This window comes from Streptomyces sp. NBC_00310, from assembly GCF_036208085.1.
Classification (GTDB): domain Bacteria; phylum Actinomycetota; class Actinomycetes; order Streptomycetales; family Streptomycetaceae; genus Streptomyces.
In genome coordinates this window covers 5,157,834-5,172,179 of record NZ_CP130714.1, presented here as the reverse complement: position 1 = coordinate 5,172,179, position 14,346 = coordinate 5,157,834, and the positions used below count along the sequence as shown (strand labels likewise).

Below are 14,346 nucleotides of genomic sequence, written 5' to 3'. Positions count from 1 at the left end.
TCGTATTCCTTCGAGTGACCGGCAGGGCAATCGGGCTATGTGATGCGTGTCCTGCTGCGGGCGGTGGGATTCCTCACTCGTCGCACACCCTGTCGCAGTGCCTGAGGAAAGGTCCGGGAACATGGCTGAGAAGGATTTCATCGACGCGCTCTCCGACGTACAGCTCGACGAAGTCTCGGTGGATCCGGCCGGCCGGATCGTCATCAACAATTCCGCCGCGGCGGCTCGCGTCTCCAACATGGTGCAAGCAGAGCCGATGTTGCCGGAAGTGACGGTAAGCAGCGTCAATGTCATGTGTCGCCCCGGGCGATGACGAGGACGACGCTCAGCGCACCACAGGGACGAGTGCTGGCCTCGTCCCTGTCCAACCACAGGCTGCACCTCATTCTCCTCCCCACCGAGCAGTGCAATTTCCGGTGCGGCTACTGCTACGAGGACTTCGCGGTCGGCCGTATGCCCGCCTCGGTGGTCGAAGGCGTGAAGCGGCTGATCGACCGGCGCCTGGACGGGTTGCGTTCGCTCGACGTGTCCTGGTTCGGCGGTGAACCTCTGCTGGCCCTGCCCGTCGTCGAGGAGGTCTCCGCACACATCGGACGGAGGGCGGCCACGAGGCCGGATCTCTCCTGCACGGCCGAGATGACGACCAACGGCTACACCCTGGACGCGGTCACGGCCGAAAGGCTTGCCGGCCTCGGCGTCGGGCGCTACCAGATCTCCCTGGACGGCCCGCAGGAGATGCACGACCAGAGCCGCGTCCGCGCCGACGGAAAGGGTTCCTTCACGAGGATCTGGAAGAACCTGATGGACATCAGGGAAAGCGCCGTGCAGGTCCATGTGACGCTACGGATTCACCTGACCGCCGCCAACCTGGCCGGCATGCCGGATTTCCTCGGGCGGATCCGTGAGACGTTTCTCCATGACTCCCGTTTTTCGGTCAGGCTCAAGCCGGTGGAGCACCTCGGCGGACCCAACGACCAGCACATCGGCATCGTGCCGGAGGAGGACCGGCCACGGGTTCTGGCGGAGCTGACCGCCCTGGTCTCCTCCGATGATTCCGACGATCCGGGCGGCTTCGGTTCCCTCAGCGGCCAGGCCGAGGTCTGCTACGCGTCGCTTCCCGACTCCTTGGTGATCCGGGCCGACGGATCCGTCGGAAAGTGCACGGTGGCGCTGACCGATCCGGCCAACACCATCGGGCGGCTGCGGCCGGACGGCACCCTGAGTATCGACAACACCCGCTTGCGCCCTTGGCTACGCGGATGGTTCACGCAGGACGGGGAGGCGGTCGCCTGCCCGTACCAAGGGATGTCCCGGCCCACCCCGCCTCCCCTTCTGCAGATCACCTCGCGCTGAAGCCGCGTCCCTCGGGGATACGAGGGTCCGGCTCGGCCGACGCCCGGTGGATCTTCTCGTGGCAGGCGGGTCGGGTAATGCTCCGCCCGGTACGGGCTGCCGCTCCCGCTTCCCTCCGAGGCCGGCGCGAGGCGCCGGTTGTCGAGTTTGAAACGTCCCACGAGCAGATGCGCGATCGCCTTACGGCGCGGGTGCCGGTGGAGTTCGCCGCAAGGCCGGCCGGCATGGAGGGGAAGCGAATTCCTCTTCACCATGATGGTTGCCTTTGCCGAGCTTGAGCGAGACATGCTCATTGAGCGCGCACCCGTGCTGGTCTGGACGCCGCCAAGGCTCTTGGAGTCTCCCGCGCCCCTCTGAGCCCCTGCCGGCACAGGTAGGGGCTCAGTCCTGTTTCCAGGCGTGATTAAGCCTGTGTGTCGCTGGGGAGAGCCCCGGTAGGCTGTCATGACGGCAGTTCAAGGGTGTCCGGTGTCAGTCCGGCAGCGATAGAGGGAGCGTGTGCTTTGCCGACTGGCAAGGTCAAATGGTTCAACAGCGAGAAGGGCTTCGGCTTCCTCTCCCGCGACGACGGCGGTGACGTCTTCGTCCACTCCTCCGTACTGCCCGCCGGTGTCGACACCCTGAAGCCGGGTCAGAAGGTGGAGTTCGGGGTGGTCGCCGGTCAGCGCGGCGACCAGGCTCTTTCCGTGACGATCCTGGAGCCGGCCCCCTCGGTCGCCGCCGCCCAGCGCAAGAAGCCCGACGAGCTCGCCTCGATCGTGCAGGATCTGACGACGCTCCTGGAGAACATCACGCCGATGCTGGAGCGGGGCCGCTATCCCGACCGGGCCGCGGGCAACAAGATCGCGGGTCTTCTCCGCGCCGTGGCCGACCAGTTGGATGTGTAGCCCCGCCGACTCCGGGGATTTCTAAGGGAATTCGAGTGCGTCGGGGCCGAGGGGCGGTACCAGTCCCTCGGCCGCCGCACGCGTGAGCAGACCCCTGACCGCCGCGTAGCCGTCCTCGCCGAGATCGGCCGTGAACTCGTTGACGTACAGCCCGATGTGCTGGTCGGCGACGGCCGGGTCCATCTCCTGGGCGTGTTCGAGGACGTAAGGGCGGGAGGCCTCGGGGTCGTCCCAGGCCGCGCGGACGGACGTACGGATCGTCTCCGCGACCCTCGTCAGCGTCTCCTCGCCCAGCGAGCGCTTCGCGATGATCGCGCCCAGCGGGATCGGCAGGCCGGTCGTGTCCTCCCAGTGCTCGCCCATGTCGGCGAGCTTGTGGAGGCCGTAGTTCCGGTACGTGAAACGGGCCTCGTGGATGACGAGACCGGCGTCGACCTTGCCGTCCCGCACGGCCGGCATGATCTCGTGGAACGGCATCACCACGATCTCGCCGACCCCGCCCGGCAGGGTGTCCGCCGCCCAGAGGCGGAAGAGGAGATACGCGGTCGACCGCTCGCTAGGCACGGCCACCGTACGGCCGGTGAGGTCCGTGCCCGGCTCCCGCGTCAGCACCAGCGGGCCGCAGCCCCGCCCGAGCGCGCCGCCGCAGGGCAGCAGCGCGTACTCGTCGAGGACGTACGGCAGGACGGCGTACGACACCTTCAGGACGTCGAGGTCGCCGCGTTCGGCCATGCCGTTGGTGATGTCGATGTCCGCGAACGTCACGTCGAGCGCGGGCGCGCCGGGGACCCGGCCGTGGGCCCAGGCGTCGAAGACGAAGGTGTCGTTGGGGCAGGGCGAGTACGCCATCCGCAGCGTGCCGGTCCCGGCGGGGGTGGTCGCGCGGCTCATGGGTGTCGCCTCAGGGCTCATAGGGCTCATAGGGGTCCCAACTCTCCAGTACGGGCGTCAGCTTCCCGAAGGCCTCGGTGAGTGCGGTCAGCGCGTCGCCGATGCGCCAGGCGGCGCGGTCCCGCGGGCCCACGGCGTTGGAGACGGCGCGCAGTTCGAGGACGGGCGTGGTGTGCGCGGCGGCGGCCTCGGCGACGCCGAAGCCCTCCATCGCCTCGGCCAGCGCGCGCGGATGGCGTGCGCGCAGCGCGGCGGCGCGCTCGGCGCTGCCGGTGACCGTGGAGACCGTGAGCACGGTGCCGGTGCGGGCGCCGGTGGCGGCCGCGGCGGCGCGTACGAGGTCCTGCGGCGGGTGGTGGGTGACGGTTCCGAAACCCAGGTCGGTGACGGGCAGGAAGCCGTCGGGCGTGTCGGCGCCGAGATCGGCCGCCGTGATCTCGTCGGCGAGGACGAGGCAGCCGAGGGGCGCCTCCGGCAGGAAGCCGCCCGCGATCCCGGTGGACACGACCAGCCCGTACGGCCTGCCCTCCAGAACCGCCGCGGTCAACGCCCCGGCGGCGGAGGCGGCGGCCAGGGCGGGGCCCACACCGGCGGCGAGGAGGTCGACATCCAGGCCAGAGGAGGGCGCAGAGCGCCGATCGGGCGGGGTGCCGTGGCCATGACCGGCGGCCGGGGAGCCGTGTCCGGGATCGGCGGGCGACGGGCCGTCGTCGTGCCCGGACGGCAGGGCGTCGTCGTCGTGTCCGGACGGCAGCGGGCCGTCGTCGTGGCCGACGGCTCGGTAGCGGTGGAGGGTCGCCGCCGGGAGCCGTACCTCGGTGGTGGGGCCCGGGAGCGCTCGTGCCACCGCGTCCCGTTCGGCGGGGACGGCGGTGGCTACGAGAATGCGCATGAGCGGCGGGTGCGGATCAGGCGTCCGGGTTCTTCAGCTCGAAGTTCCACACGCCCTCGATCTTCGAGCCCTCGGCGTTCTGCTCGACGACGCTGATGGTCAGCGACTTCTGGGCGGGCTGACCGGGCTGGGTGGCGAAGAGGTCCGCGTTCTCGAACGACCAGTACGTCTTGTCGAACGTGTTGTTCGTGGCCTGCTCCCCGTTGATCCACAGGGCCCAGCCCGTCTCGGACACCTCGGGGTCGACACCGATGCGCAGGGTCTCGCCCTGGGGCAGCTCGATCGACTTGGAGGGCTTCTCCTGCGCGCACTCCTTGGCCTGTGCGGCGTCCAGGGTCCGGTAGCACGCGGCCTCGGCGCTGATCGAGTCGGTGCCGATCGTGACGGTGGCCATCGGCGTCGGCTCATCGCAGGCAGACAGGACGAGAAGTCCGGCGGAAACAGCGCCGAGAGTGGCTGCGGCGCGACGGCCGCGTCGACGAGCGGCTCCGCCGCGGGGCTGGGAGGTCATGGGCGAAGGCTATCTGGCATGTCCAGGGGTGCCCTTACGTGGGGTCCGGCGTGCCGGGTCGGTCATGCCACACGGGGGCGGGGCGCGCCGCCGTGGCGGGCGGAGGAGAGCAGGCCACGGACGGTGGTGAGCCAGCCGGCGGCGACGATCGCGGCGGCCACGGCCATCCCGAGGGTGCCGTTGAGGGGGAGGGCGATGCCGATGGCGCCGCCGACCACCCAGGACATCTGGAGCAGGGTCTCGGAGCGGGCGAAGGCCGAGGTCCGCACCAGCTCGGGGACGTCGCGCTGGATCAGGGCGTCCAGGCACAGCTTCGACAGGGCCTGCGAGAAGCCGGCGACCGCGGCGAGGCAGGCGATGAGGAACGTGCCGAAGAACAGGACCGCCGTGATCGCCACGCCGAGTTCGACGGCGACGACGGTCACGATGATCAGCTCCGGCGAGCGCTGTTTCGCCCAGGCGCCCACGGCCGTGCCGAGCGCGTTGCCCGTACCGGCCGCCACGGCCACCATGCCCAGCGAGACGGCGGCGCTCTGCCCGTCCAGCGGGTGGATGCGCAGCAGGAACGCCAGGAAGAAGATCAGGAAGCCGGAGAGGCCGCGCAGGGCGGCGTTCACGGCGAGGGCGTGGGTGACGGCCGGGCCGACCGTCCGCAGCCCCGGCCGCTTGAGCGACTCACTGCGGTGCGGGCCGTGCAGATGCTCGGCGTCCGCCGCGAGCAGGGCCCTGTCCTCGCCCTTCGCCGAGTCGACCTTCGAGGGAAGCGTGAAGGAGAGGAACGTCCCCGCGACGAAGATCAAGAAGGCGCCGTAGAGCGGCCAGCGCGCGCCGATCGCCTGCAGTCCGGCGCCGATGGGCGCGGCGACGCCGGTGGCGAGCAGGCCGCAGAGGGTGACCCGGGAGTTGGCCTTCACCAGGGAGAACCCGGGCGGGAGCAGCCGGGGTACGACCGCGCTGCGGACCACTCCGTACGCCTTCGACGCGACCAGGACGCCCAGGGCGGCGGGGTAGAGCTGGAGGCTGCCCGTCTCGACGGCGCCGACGAGGAGCAGCGCGAGGAGGGCGCGGACCAGCATCGCGCCGGCCATCGCGGCGCGGCGGCCGTGCGGGAGGCGGTCCAGGAGGGGGCCGATGACGGGGGCGAGGAGGGCGAAGGGGGCGAGGGTGATGGCGAGGTAGAGGGCGACGCGGCCGCGGGCCTCGTCGGTGGGGACGGAGAAGAAGACCGTGGAGGCGAGGGAGACGGTGATCATCACGTCGCCGGCGCCGTTCACCCCGTGCAGTTCGATGAGTTTGCCGAGGCCCGATTCGCCGGCGCCGTGGGCGTGGGTGGCCCTGCGGATGCCTCGGGCCGGGCCCGTGAACGGGAGGTGCAGGGCGCGGCCCACCGAGCGGACGGTGCCGGTCACCCGACCCGATCCGCGCGCTTCGCCCCGCTCGGCGCCGTTCACCTCGTCATAGTGCCCCGAGAAGGCGGGCCGTAGTGCGGTTACCGCTCGTATGGCTGCGGGGTGTGTTGGCCGAGGGCCGGTGGGTGCTGGTCGCGCGGTTCTCCGTGCCCCGGGCACGGGCGACGGTGACTGCGCGGCGCCTGCTTTTCAGGGCCGGTGGGGGTCCGCGCGAGCGGCCACGCACCACCCGCGGACGCCCGACGAACCGCCCTCCCGGGCTCCCGGGCGTGCCGTTCAGGCCAACCGGCGCCGAAGCCGAGCGCCGTGGAACCGTACGTCGGTGTGGGCGTGGAGCCCGGGAGAAGGTAGCGTGCATAGCGCGCCTGCGGCGGTTGTTCTCGGCCGCGCGCCTCTCGTTCATCCCGCAGAATGGATGACATAGGTGCGCCCGAGTGCGATCGGGCGCGGACGTCGACGCGGCCCACTGGTCCGCTCCGTCCGCACCCCTCGCCGAGGGAGGCGCACTCGTGAGACGGCGTAGGAGAGAAGCGATACCTGTGAGCGCAGCGACAACGCGAAGCCGCACCCCCGACCGTCTGTGCGCCGAGGCCGTCGACCTCGCCCGCGGCGCCGCCGAGGAGGCCGCCGCGCCCGGCGTGGTGGGCGAGCACGCGGGGCTCGTCTCCGAGGGCGACCGCGTGGTGACGCACTTTTTCGAATGCAAGGAGATGGGCTACCGCGGCTGGCGCTGGGCCGTCACCGTCGCCCGTGCCTCACGCGCGAAGTTCGTGACGCTGGACGAGGTGGTGCTGCTCCCCGGTCCGGACGCGCTGCTCGCGCCGGAGTGGGTGCCGTGGAGCGAGCGGCTCCGGCCGGGCGACATGGGCCCCGGCGACCTGCTGCCCACCGACGCCGAGGACCTGCGGCTGGAGCCCGGGTACTCCGGCGAGGACGAGCCGCTGCCGAACTCCCCGGTCTCGCACGACATGGCCGAGCTGGTGGAGGCGGAGGACGCCGAGGTCACCGCCGGGGTACCGGCCAACCTGCCGCTCGTGCCGACCCGGGGGTCCATCGCGGCCGTCGCCGAGGAACTGGGGATGCGGCGGGCGCGCGTCCTGTCCCGGTACGGGCTGCACACGGCCGCGGACCGGTGGGAGGAAGGGTTCGGGGCGAAGACCGCGATGGCCCAGGCCGCGCCCGCGGCGTGTGTGAGTTGTGGATTCCTGGTGCCGATCGGGGGGTCGCTCGGGCAGGCCTTCGGGGTGTGCGCGAACGAGTACGCGCCGGCGGACGGCCGGATGGTCTCCCTCACGTACGGATGCGGGGGCCACTCGGAGGCGGCGGTCATGCCCGCTCCGCCCCGGCCGGCCCCGCCCCGGCTCGACGAGACCCGCGTGGATCCCTTCCCGCTGCGGCCGTCGCCGGATTCCGGTTCGGTGCCGGTGGGGGCCGAGGAGGCCGAGGACGAGGCGGATCTGGGGCACTCGTAGGGTTCGCGGGTTCGCGGGTTCGGGGGTTCGCCTGAGAGCCCGGGGGTTCGGTGCGTCGGCGGGTGCGGGTCCGGTGGGGCTTCTCGCGCAGTTCCCCGCGCCCCTGAAAAGCAGGGGCTCCGCCCCGTGCTTTTCGGCCCGCCGACCGCCGCCTTCAGGCCCCGCAGGGGCGTGGGTCTTCAGGGGCGCGGGGAACTGCGCGACCAGCCCCCACGCAGCCGCACCCGCCGAAATTACAGGTACCCCCCACCCCCTGGGCGTCCGGCATACGCAGCGCAGCGACGCGGTACCTTCGTGCCATCAGGCGACAGGAAGAAGTGACCGTGAGCAAGTTCGTGCGGCCGGCGGCCGAGGGTGCGGACCCGTTCGGGACGGCTCGGCTGCGGCGGGGCGTGCTCGACGCCTGGGCGACCAGCCCGGCCCGGTTCCGTGAGGATGCCAACGCCGAGGAGGATCTCGTCCTCGGCGGCTACCGGGACCGTCTCGTCGTGGAGTTGGCGCAGAACGCCGCCGACGCCGCCGCGCGGGCCAAGGTGCCGGGACGGCTGCGGCTCACCCTCCGCGACGGCGTCCTCGTCGCGGCCAACACCGGTGCCCCGCTGGACGCGGGCGGCGTCGAGTCGCTGTCCACGCTCCGCGCGTCCGCGAAGCGGGAGCCCGCTGTCGGCGCTGACAGCGCTGTCGGCGCGGTGGGACGGTTCGGCGTCGGTTTCGCCGCCGTGCTCGCCGTCACCGACGAGCCCGCCGTCGTCGGGCGCCACGGCGGTATCCGCTGGTCGCTCGCCGAGGCCCGGCTGCTCGCCGCCGACACCGCGCGGCACAGCCCGGGGCTGGGCGACGAGATCCGCCGGCGTGACGGCCATGTGCCGCTGCTGCGGCTGCCGTTCGCGGCCGAGGGGTCCGCCCCGGAGTCGTACGACACCGTGGTCATCCTGCCGCTGCGCGACACCGCCGCCGCCGATCTCGCCGAGCGGCTGCTGCACGCCGTCGACGACGCCCTGCTGCTCGCACTGCCCGGCCTCGACGAGGTCGTCATCGAGGTCGGCGCCGGTGACGTACGGACGATGCGGCGGCGCGTGGAGGGGGCGTACGTCGTCGTCGAGGACTCGCGGGACGGGGTCACGCGCTGGCGTACCGTCGCCGAGCACGGGGTGATCGAGGGCGCCCTGCTCACCGACCGGCCCGTCGAGGAGCGGCTGCGGCCGCACTGGTCCGTCACCTGGGCGGTGCCGACGGGGCCCGACGGCGCGCCGGTACGGCCGCTCACCAGCCCCGTCGTGCACGCGCCCACACCCAGCGACGAGGCCCTCGGCGTGCCCGCGCTGCTCATCGCCTCCTTCCCGCTGGACACGACCCGGCGGCACGCCGCGCCCGGGCCGCTCACCGACTTCCTCGTGCAGCGCGCGGCGGACGCGTACGCCGGACTGCTCGCCGCCTGGGAGCCGGTGGACGAGGGGATCATCGACCTCGTGCCCGGCCCGCTGGGCAAGGGCGAGCTGGACGGCGCCCTGCGCCAGGCGATCCTGGAGCGGCTGCCGCGGACCTCCTTCCTCCCGCCCGCGCACCGGCCCGATCCCGAGGACGAGGACGACGACCTTCCGGCCTCCCTCCGGCCGCGTGACGCCGAGGTCGTCGAGGGGGCCGGCGCCGAGACCGTGCACGTTCTCTCCGACGTACTGCCCAGCCTGCTGCCCGCCGGGCTCGAACGGCGCGCGGAACTGCGTACGTTGGGCGTCGCGCGCCTGCCGCTGGGCGACGCGATCGACCGGCTCGCGGGCCTGGAGAAGGCGCCCGACTGGTGGCGGCGGCTCTACGACAGCCTCGCCGGCGTCGACCCGGACCGGCTGTCCGGGCTCCCGGTGCCGCTCGCGGACGGACGGACGACCATCGGGCCGCGTCAGGTGCTCCTGCCGACCCCCGACGGGCCGCAGGCCGCCCCCGAGACCCTCGCCCGTCTCGGTCTGAAGGTCGCCCACCCGGACGCCGCACATCCGCTGCTGGAGAAGCTGGGCGCCCTGCCCGCGACCCCGCGCGCCGTGCTCACCACCCCGCAGGTACGGGCCGCCGTGGCCGCGTCCCTGGACGACGACGGCGGTGTCTGGGACGAGGAGGACGGACGACCGGACGCCGACGAACTGGCCGACCTCGTCCTCGCCCTGGTCCGAGACGCCGCCCTCGACCCCGGCGACGAACCCTGGCTCGGCGCCCTCGCCCTGACCGACGAGGACGGTGAACTGGCACCCGCCGGTGAACTCGTCCTCCCCGGCAGCCCCTTCGCCCAGGTCATCCGCGAGGACGAACTCGCCTTCGTGGACGCCGAGCTGGCCGACCGCTGGGGCGAACAGCCGCTGGCCGCCTGCGGAGTCCTGGCCAACTTCGCCCTCGTCCGCGCCACCGACGTCGTCCTCGACCCGGACGAACTGGAGCCGCGCGACGGGGACTTCGCCGAACCCGACGACGCCGGGCTGCTCGACGCGGTGGACGTGTGGTCCGAGGACATCCTCGACCGGTTCCCGGACAGCCCCGTACCGCCCGTCGCGACCGAGATCGTGGCCGTGCGCGACCTGGACCTCGTCGACGAGGACCGCTGGCCGGAGGCGCTCGCGCTGCTCGCCCGGCCGCCGCTGCGCGACGCCCTCGTCCAGCCGGTACGCATCCTGCTCCCGGACGGCACGCACGAGGTCGTACGCCCCTACACCGCCTGGTGGCTGCGCGGCCACCCGGTCCTCGACGGCCGCCGCCCGGCGGGCCTCCTGGCGGCCGGCGGCGACCCGCTCCTGCATGGCCTGTACGACGAGGCCGACGCCACCGGCTTCGACGACGAACAGGTCCTGCGGGCGCTGGGCGTCCGGACGTCGGTGGCCGCGCTGCTGGACGAACCGGGAGGCGCCGCCGAGCTGCTGGAGCGCCTGGCCGACCCGGACCTGCCCGTGTCCGCCGCCCAACTGCACGGACTCTACGGCGCGTTGGCCGACCTCGATCCCGAACAGGTGACGCTGCCGGACGAGTTGCGCGCGGTGGTGGACGGCGAGGTGACCGTCGTGGACGCGGCCGACGCCGTGGTCGTCGACTCGCCTGACCTGCTGCCCTTCACCTCCGGGATGCCCCTGCTGCCCGTACGGCCGTCCCGGGCCGCCGAGTTGGCCGAGCTGTTCCAGGTGCGGCGGCTCAGCGAGTCGGTGACGGGCGAGGTGGACTCGGAGGGCACGGAACACGACGTACCGGAGTCGGTACGGGTCCTGCTCGGCCCGGCCACCCCCTCGTCGTACTTCGAGCATGAGGAACTGGTCGTCGACGGAGTCGAGTTGGACTGGCGCCGCACCCGGGACGGCGTACTGCACGCCTCCACCCTGGAGGGGGTCGCCGCCGGGCTGGCCTGGGCGGCGGGTCAGTGGCCACGCCGCTTCGAGGTGGCCGCGCTGCTCGAAGACCCGTCCAGGACGGCGGAGTTGGCGCGGGACCGCTGGTTCGACTGAGCGTGCCCGCGCGCGGCGGGCCGGGTCGGAGTGGGGATACGCACGGCAGGAGAGGCGAGCACACGATGGCGGCGCGGGTCACGGCTGTGAGCGCGAACGGGACGTACTCCTTCAGCAAGCCGAACCGTGCGAGCATCACGCTGCTCACCGGTCTCGGCGTCGAGGGCGATGTCCACGCGGGGAGGACCGTCAAGCACCGGTTCCGTATGACGTACGAGCCGGACGCGCCCAATCTGCGTCAGGTGCACCTCATCCACGAGGAGCTCTTCGACGAGCTGGCCGCGAAGGGCTTCACCGTCGCGGCCGGTCAGCTCGGCGAGAACATCTCCACCCGTGGGATCGACCTGCTGGGCCTTCCCGCGGGGGCTCTGCTGCACCTCGGCGACGAGGCGATCGTGGAGGTCACGGGGCTCCGCAACCCGTGCGACCAGATCAACACGTTCCAGAAGGGGCTGCTGAAGGAGGTCTTCGAACTCGACGCCGCGACAGGGGACTTCACCTTCAAGTCCGGGATCATGGGGGTGGTCCGGCAGGGGGGAACGGTCCGTCCCGGCGACGCGATCGACGTCGAGCTTCCGGCGGGGCCGCATCACCCGCTGGAGCGCGTATAGCGGCTTTTGCCGGGTTGCGTCCGGGGGTCGGTGTGATCTGGACGACATCTTCACGGGAAACTCGAATCTCGTACAACCATTCGCCTCCCTCGTGAATCTGATCACCCGAACCGACGGGTTTCTCAGGAGTCACTCGACTCCCGGAAGTCGACCGGCTCAACAGACCTGAACCGGATCTCCTGGGACCGACCGTCCGCGAGATCCCTTCCACGTGGGGAATGCATTGAACAAGCGTGCCATCGTGGGTGCCGTCACCGGCGCCCTGGCTCTGACCGCTTTCGTCGCCCCGGCCGCGCAGGCCGCTCCGACCGCCGGCGACACGAAGATCTCCAACGTCGTGGTCAACGGCGGTAAGTCGGTCGTCGTCGGCTCCGGGAAGAAGACCTTCGCGGTCTCCTTCACCGCCACGGACGACTCGGGCATCAGCCTCAAGGACGTCACCGTGGTCCTGTACCACGGCGCGAGCCTCGAGACCGCCGACAGCGGCGCCGTCGCCAACGGCAACGACGACAGCCGCGCCACCTGCAAGAAGGTGAACGCGACGACAGCGTCCTGCAAGGCGAGCTTCACCGTCGAGACGCAGTCCAACCTGATCAACTCCGTGGCCGGCACCTGGAAGGTCTGGGCGCTCGCCGCGGCCAAGGACGCCGACTACGTCGAGAAGGACCCGGCCAAGACCTTCAAGATCCAGCGCCAGACGAAGCTCACGGGCGCGAACGCCTCTCCGGAGCCGGTCAAGAAGGGCAAGACCATCACGGTCACGAGCAAGCTGACCCGTGCCAACTGGGACACCGAGAAGTTCCCGGCGTACGGCGGCCAGTCCGTGAAGCTGCAGTACAAGAAGGCGGGCACGTCCGTCTACAAGGACGTCAAGACGGTCAAGACGTCCTCCACGGGCGTCCTGAAGACCACCGTCAAGGCGACCGCCGACGGCTCGTACCGCTACGTCTTCGCGGGCAGCTCGGGCACGGCGGCCGTGACCTCGGCGGCCGACGCCATCGACGTGAAGTAGGCAGCGAGCCCACGGGCTCACCCCTCTCGGCCGGTATGTCGCCGCGGCGGGAGGCAGGAGGACGCGCCGGGTGAACCGGCGCGTCCCCCTGCACACCAGATCACGCGGGCCGACAAACCCGCGTTGTTTCCGGGCTCGATGTGACGACGCCCTCGGGCCCCATTTCTTCACCGGGGGAACACATGCGTATCCGAACCACCGCGGTCGCCGTCTCCGGCGCCCTCGCTCTCTCCGCCTTCGCCGCTCCGGCCGTGTACGCCGCGGACGACTCGGCGAACGGCATCGCCACCTCCCCGCAGTGGGCGGCGGCCACCGCCGCCGGCGGGCCGTCCGCGTTCGGCGCGGCCACCGCCGCCGACGGAGACCTCGATGTCTCCTTCTCCGCCATGAAGGTGAACGGCGGCAAGCCGATCGTCGTCGGCGCGACCAAGCACCGCACGGTGTCGGTCACCTACAAGCTCACGCACGCCGCGGACCTCGACATCACCTCCGAGGACTTCGCCAACGGGCCCTTCCTCTACCTCAAGTCGATGCCCGGCTCGGTGGAGGACACGCTCGAGGTGCCGGTGCTCTTCGGCGACGAGGCGGCGTCCTGCACGGCCACCTCCGCGACCACCGCCAACTGCAAGGCGCTCATCGACATCAGGCCTGCCGACGGTGAACTCGTCAACTCGTACGCCAAGACCTGGAAGGTCGGCGGCCTCGCCCTGCAGTTCGACGAGGACTCCCTGGAGCTGGGCGAGACCTGGCAGGGCGAACTCGGCACCGCCAAGCTCCAGCGCGAGACGAGGCTCACCGGCGCCAACGCGGCCCCCGAGCCCGTCAAGAAGGGCAAGACCCTCACGGTCACCAGCAAGCTGACCCGCGCCAACTGGAACACCAACAAGACCCCGGCGTACGGCGGCCAGCCCGTGAAGCTGCAGTTCAAGAAGAAGGGCACGTCCGTCTACAAGGACGTCAAGACGGTCAAGACGTCCTCCACGGGCGTCCTGAAGACCACCGTCAAGGCGACCGCCGACGGCTCGTACCGCTACGTCTTCGCGGGCAGCGCGGGCACGGCGGCCGTGACCTCGGCGGCCGACGCCGTCGACGTGAAGTAAGCGCGGTAGCCGTAAGAGGTGTTGGCGCCGGTTCCGGGACTTCCCGGGGCCGGCGCCTTTCTCGTAAGAAGTCGTCAGGGGACGGTTACCGGCGCTTCGGCGCTGTCAGAGGCTCGGGAAGAGCAGCGCGAAGAAGAGCCACAGCAGCACGGCCCAGAAGAGGGCCGCCGCCAGCGACACGAGCAGGGAACTGCGCCACTTCAGCACCAGGAACGGGAAGAGCACCAGGGCCGCCCAGTGGCCGGCCACGTAGATGGAGATGCGTGCGGCTTCGCCGAGGGTTCTCGCGCGGCCGGTGGAGATGCGGCGCAGCAGCCGCTGGGAGGCGAAGCCGTACAGGCCGAAGACGATGGGGAAGAACCACAGCGGTGTGATCGTGACCAGCTCGGACTCCGAGAACTCGTCGAACATGACCAGATAGACGAGACCGGCGCCCAGGAGGCCGCCGATCAGCGCGGTCACGTAGATCGCGGTCAGGGCGGCCGGCTCGATGGCGCCGGCCGGTACGGGGACCGGCGAGGCGTACGGAACGTCGGGTGCCGGGACCCGGACCACCTGGTGGCAGTGCGGGCAACGGACGTCCTGCCCGACACGATCGGCCGGAGCCGAGATCAGGTGTCCGCACGGGGCGTGGAACTCCACCTGCTGATACGGGTTCATGCGCTGTCTCTCCCCTCCCTGTGCCGCCTCGCGATGCCGCTCGAAGCCGCTCGAAGTCGGTGACGCGACGGC

General features: G+C 71.5%; 13 protein-coding genes. 8 read left to right on the top strand and 5 right to left on the bottom strand.

Features of this window, described 5'->3' with window-relative positions:
• The first annotated feature begins 121 nt into the window (after window positions 1-121).
• The 3 genes from OG202_RS22605 to OG202_RS22590 all read left to right on the top strand — a co-directional run bounded on the left by OG202_RS22605 (window position 122) and on the right by OG202_RS22590 (window position 2,240).
• Window positions 122-313 carry a hypothetical protein gene (locus OG202_RS22605; RefSeq protein ID WP_326581904.1) on the top strand — a complete coding sequence of 64 codons (192 nt, stop codon included), beginning with the start codon at window positions 122-124 and terminating at the stop codon, window positions 311-313.
• Window positions 310-1,353: a radical SAM protein gene (locus OG202_RS22600; RefSeq protein ID WP_328223440.1), complete on the top strand. Its 1,044-nt coding sequence runs from the start codon at window positions 310-312 to the stop codon at window positions 1,351-1,353. Before OG202_RS22605 ends, OG202_RS22600 begins: the two co-directional genes overlap by 4 nt.
• A gap of 503 nt (window positions 1,354-1,856) precedes the next feature.
• On the top strand, window positions 1,857-2,240 hold the full coding sequence (locus OG202_RS22590) for a cold-shock protein (RefSeq protein WP_306819878.1): 384 nt from the start codon (window positions 1,857-1,859) through the stop codon (window positions 2,238-2,240).
• A 21-nt stretch (window positions 2,241-2,261) separates the two neighbouring features.
• Here the strand turns inward: OG202_RS22590 and OG202_RS22585 are convergent, their stop codons facing one another.
• The 4 genes from OG202_RS22585 to OG202_RS22570 all read right to left on the bottom strand — a co-directional run bounded on the left by OG202_RS22585 (window position 2,262) and on the right by OG202_RS22570 (window position 5,943).
• Window positions 2,262-3,131 carry a 1,4-dihydroxy-6-naphthoate synthase gene (locus tag OG202_RS22585; protein WP_326581906.1) on the bottom strand — a complete coding sequence of 290 codons (870 nt, stop codon included), beginning with the start codon at window positions 3,129-3,131 and terminating at the stop codon, window positions 2,262-2,264.
• Window positions 3,132-3,141: 10 nt separating this feature from the next.
• The gene (locus OG202_RS22580) at window positions 3,142-4,023 is read right to left on the bottom strand and encodes a futalosine hydrolase (protein WP_328223438.1); all 882 of its coding nucleotides are present in this window, start codon (window positions 4,021-4,023) and stop codon (window positions 3,142-3,144) included.
• A gap of 16 nt (window positions 4,024-4,039) precedes the next feature.
• Window positions 4,040-4,534 carry a hypothetical protein gene (locus tag OG202_RS22575; RefSeq protein WP_326581907.1) on the bottom strand — a complete coding sequence of 165 codons (495 nt, stop codon included), beginning with the start codon at window positions 4,532-4,534 and terminating at the stop codon, window positions 4,040-4,042.
• Between the two features lie 62 nt (window positions 4,535-4,596).
• Window positions 4,597-5,943, bottom strand: coding sequence for an MFS transporter (locus OG202_RS22570; RefSeq protein WP_326581908.1), 1,347 nt, complete (start codon window positions 5,941-5,943; stop codon window positions 4,597-4,599).
• Window positions 5,944-6,482: 539 nt separating this feature from the next.
• Here OG202_RS22570 and OG202_RS22565 point away from each other — a divergent pair.
• The 5 genes from OG202_RS22565 to OG202_RS22545 all read left to right on the top strand — a co-directional run bounded on the left by OG202_RS22565 (window position 6,483) and on the right by OG202_RS22545 (window position 13,614).
• Window positions 6,483-7,415: a DUF3027 domain-containing protein gene (locus tag OG202_RS22565; protein ID WP_326581909.1), complete on the top strand. Its 933-nt coding sequence runs from the start codon at window positions 6,483-6,485 to the stop codon at window positions 7,413-7,415.
• Between the two features lie 323 nt (window positions 7,416-7,738).
• A complete protein-coding gene (locus OG202_RS22560) occupies window positions 7,739-10,891 on the top strand; it encodes a sacsin N-terminal ATP-binding-like domain-containing protein (protein WP_327729046.1) in 3,153 nt (1,050 codons plus the stop codon).
• 65 nt (window positions 10,892-10,956) lie between these two features.
• On the top strand, window positions 10,957-11,502 hold the full coding sequence (locus OG202_RS22555; RefSeq protein WP_328223436.1) for an MOSC domain-containing protein: 546 nt from the start codon (window positions 10,957-10,959) through the stop codon (window positions 11,500-11,502).
• 211 nt (window positions 11,503-11,713) lie between these two features.
• Window positions 11,714-12,514 carry a DUF5707 domain-containing protein gene (locus OG202_RS22550; RefSeq protein ID WP_328223434.1) on the top strand — a complete coding sequence of 267 codons (801 nt, stop codon included), beginning with the start codon at window positions 11,714-11,716 and terminating at the stop codon, window positions 12,512-12,514.
• Window positions 12,515-12,696: 182 nt separating this feature from the next.
• Complete coding sequence (locus OG202_RS22545) at window positions 12,697-13,614, top strand: hypothetical protein (RefSeq protein WP_327729048.1); 918 nt, start codon at window positions 12,697-12,699, stop codon at window positions 13,612-13,614.
• Between the two features lie 105 nt (window positions 13,615-13,719).
• Here OG202_RS22545 and OG202_RS22540 read toward each other — a convergent pair whose 3' ends face one another.
• Window positions 13,720-14,274, bottom strand: coding sequence for a hypothetical protein (locus tag OG202_RS22540; protein WP_328223432.1), 555 nt, complete (start codon window positions 14,272-14,274; stop codon window positions 13,720-13,722).
• Window positions 14,275-14,346 lie beyond the last annotated feature (72 nt).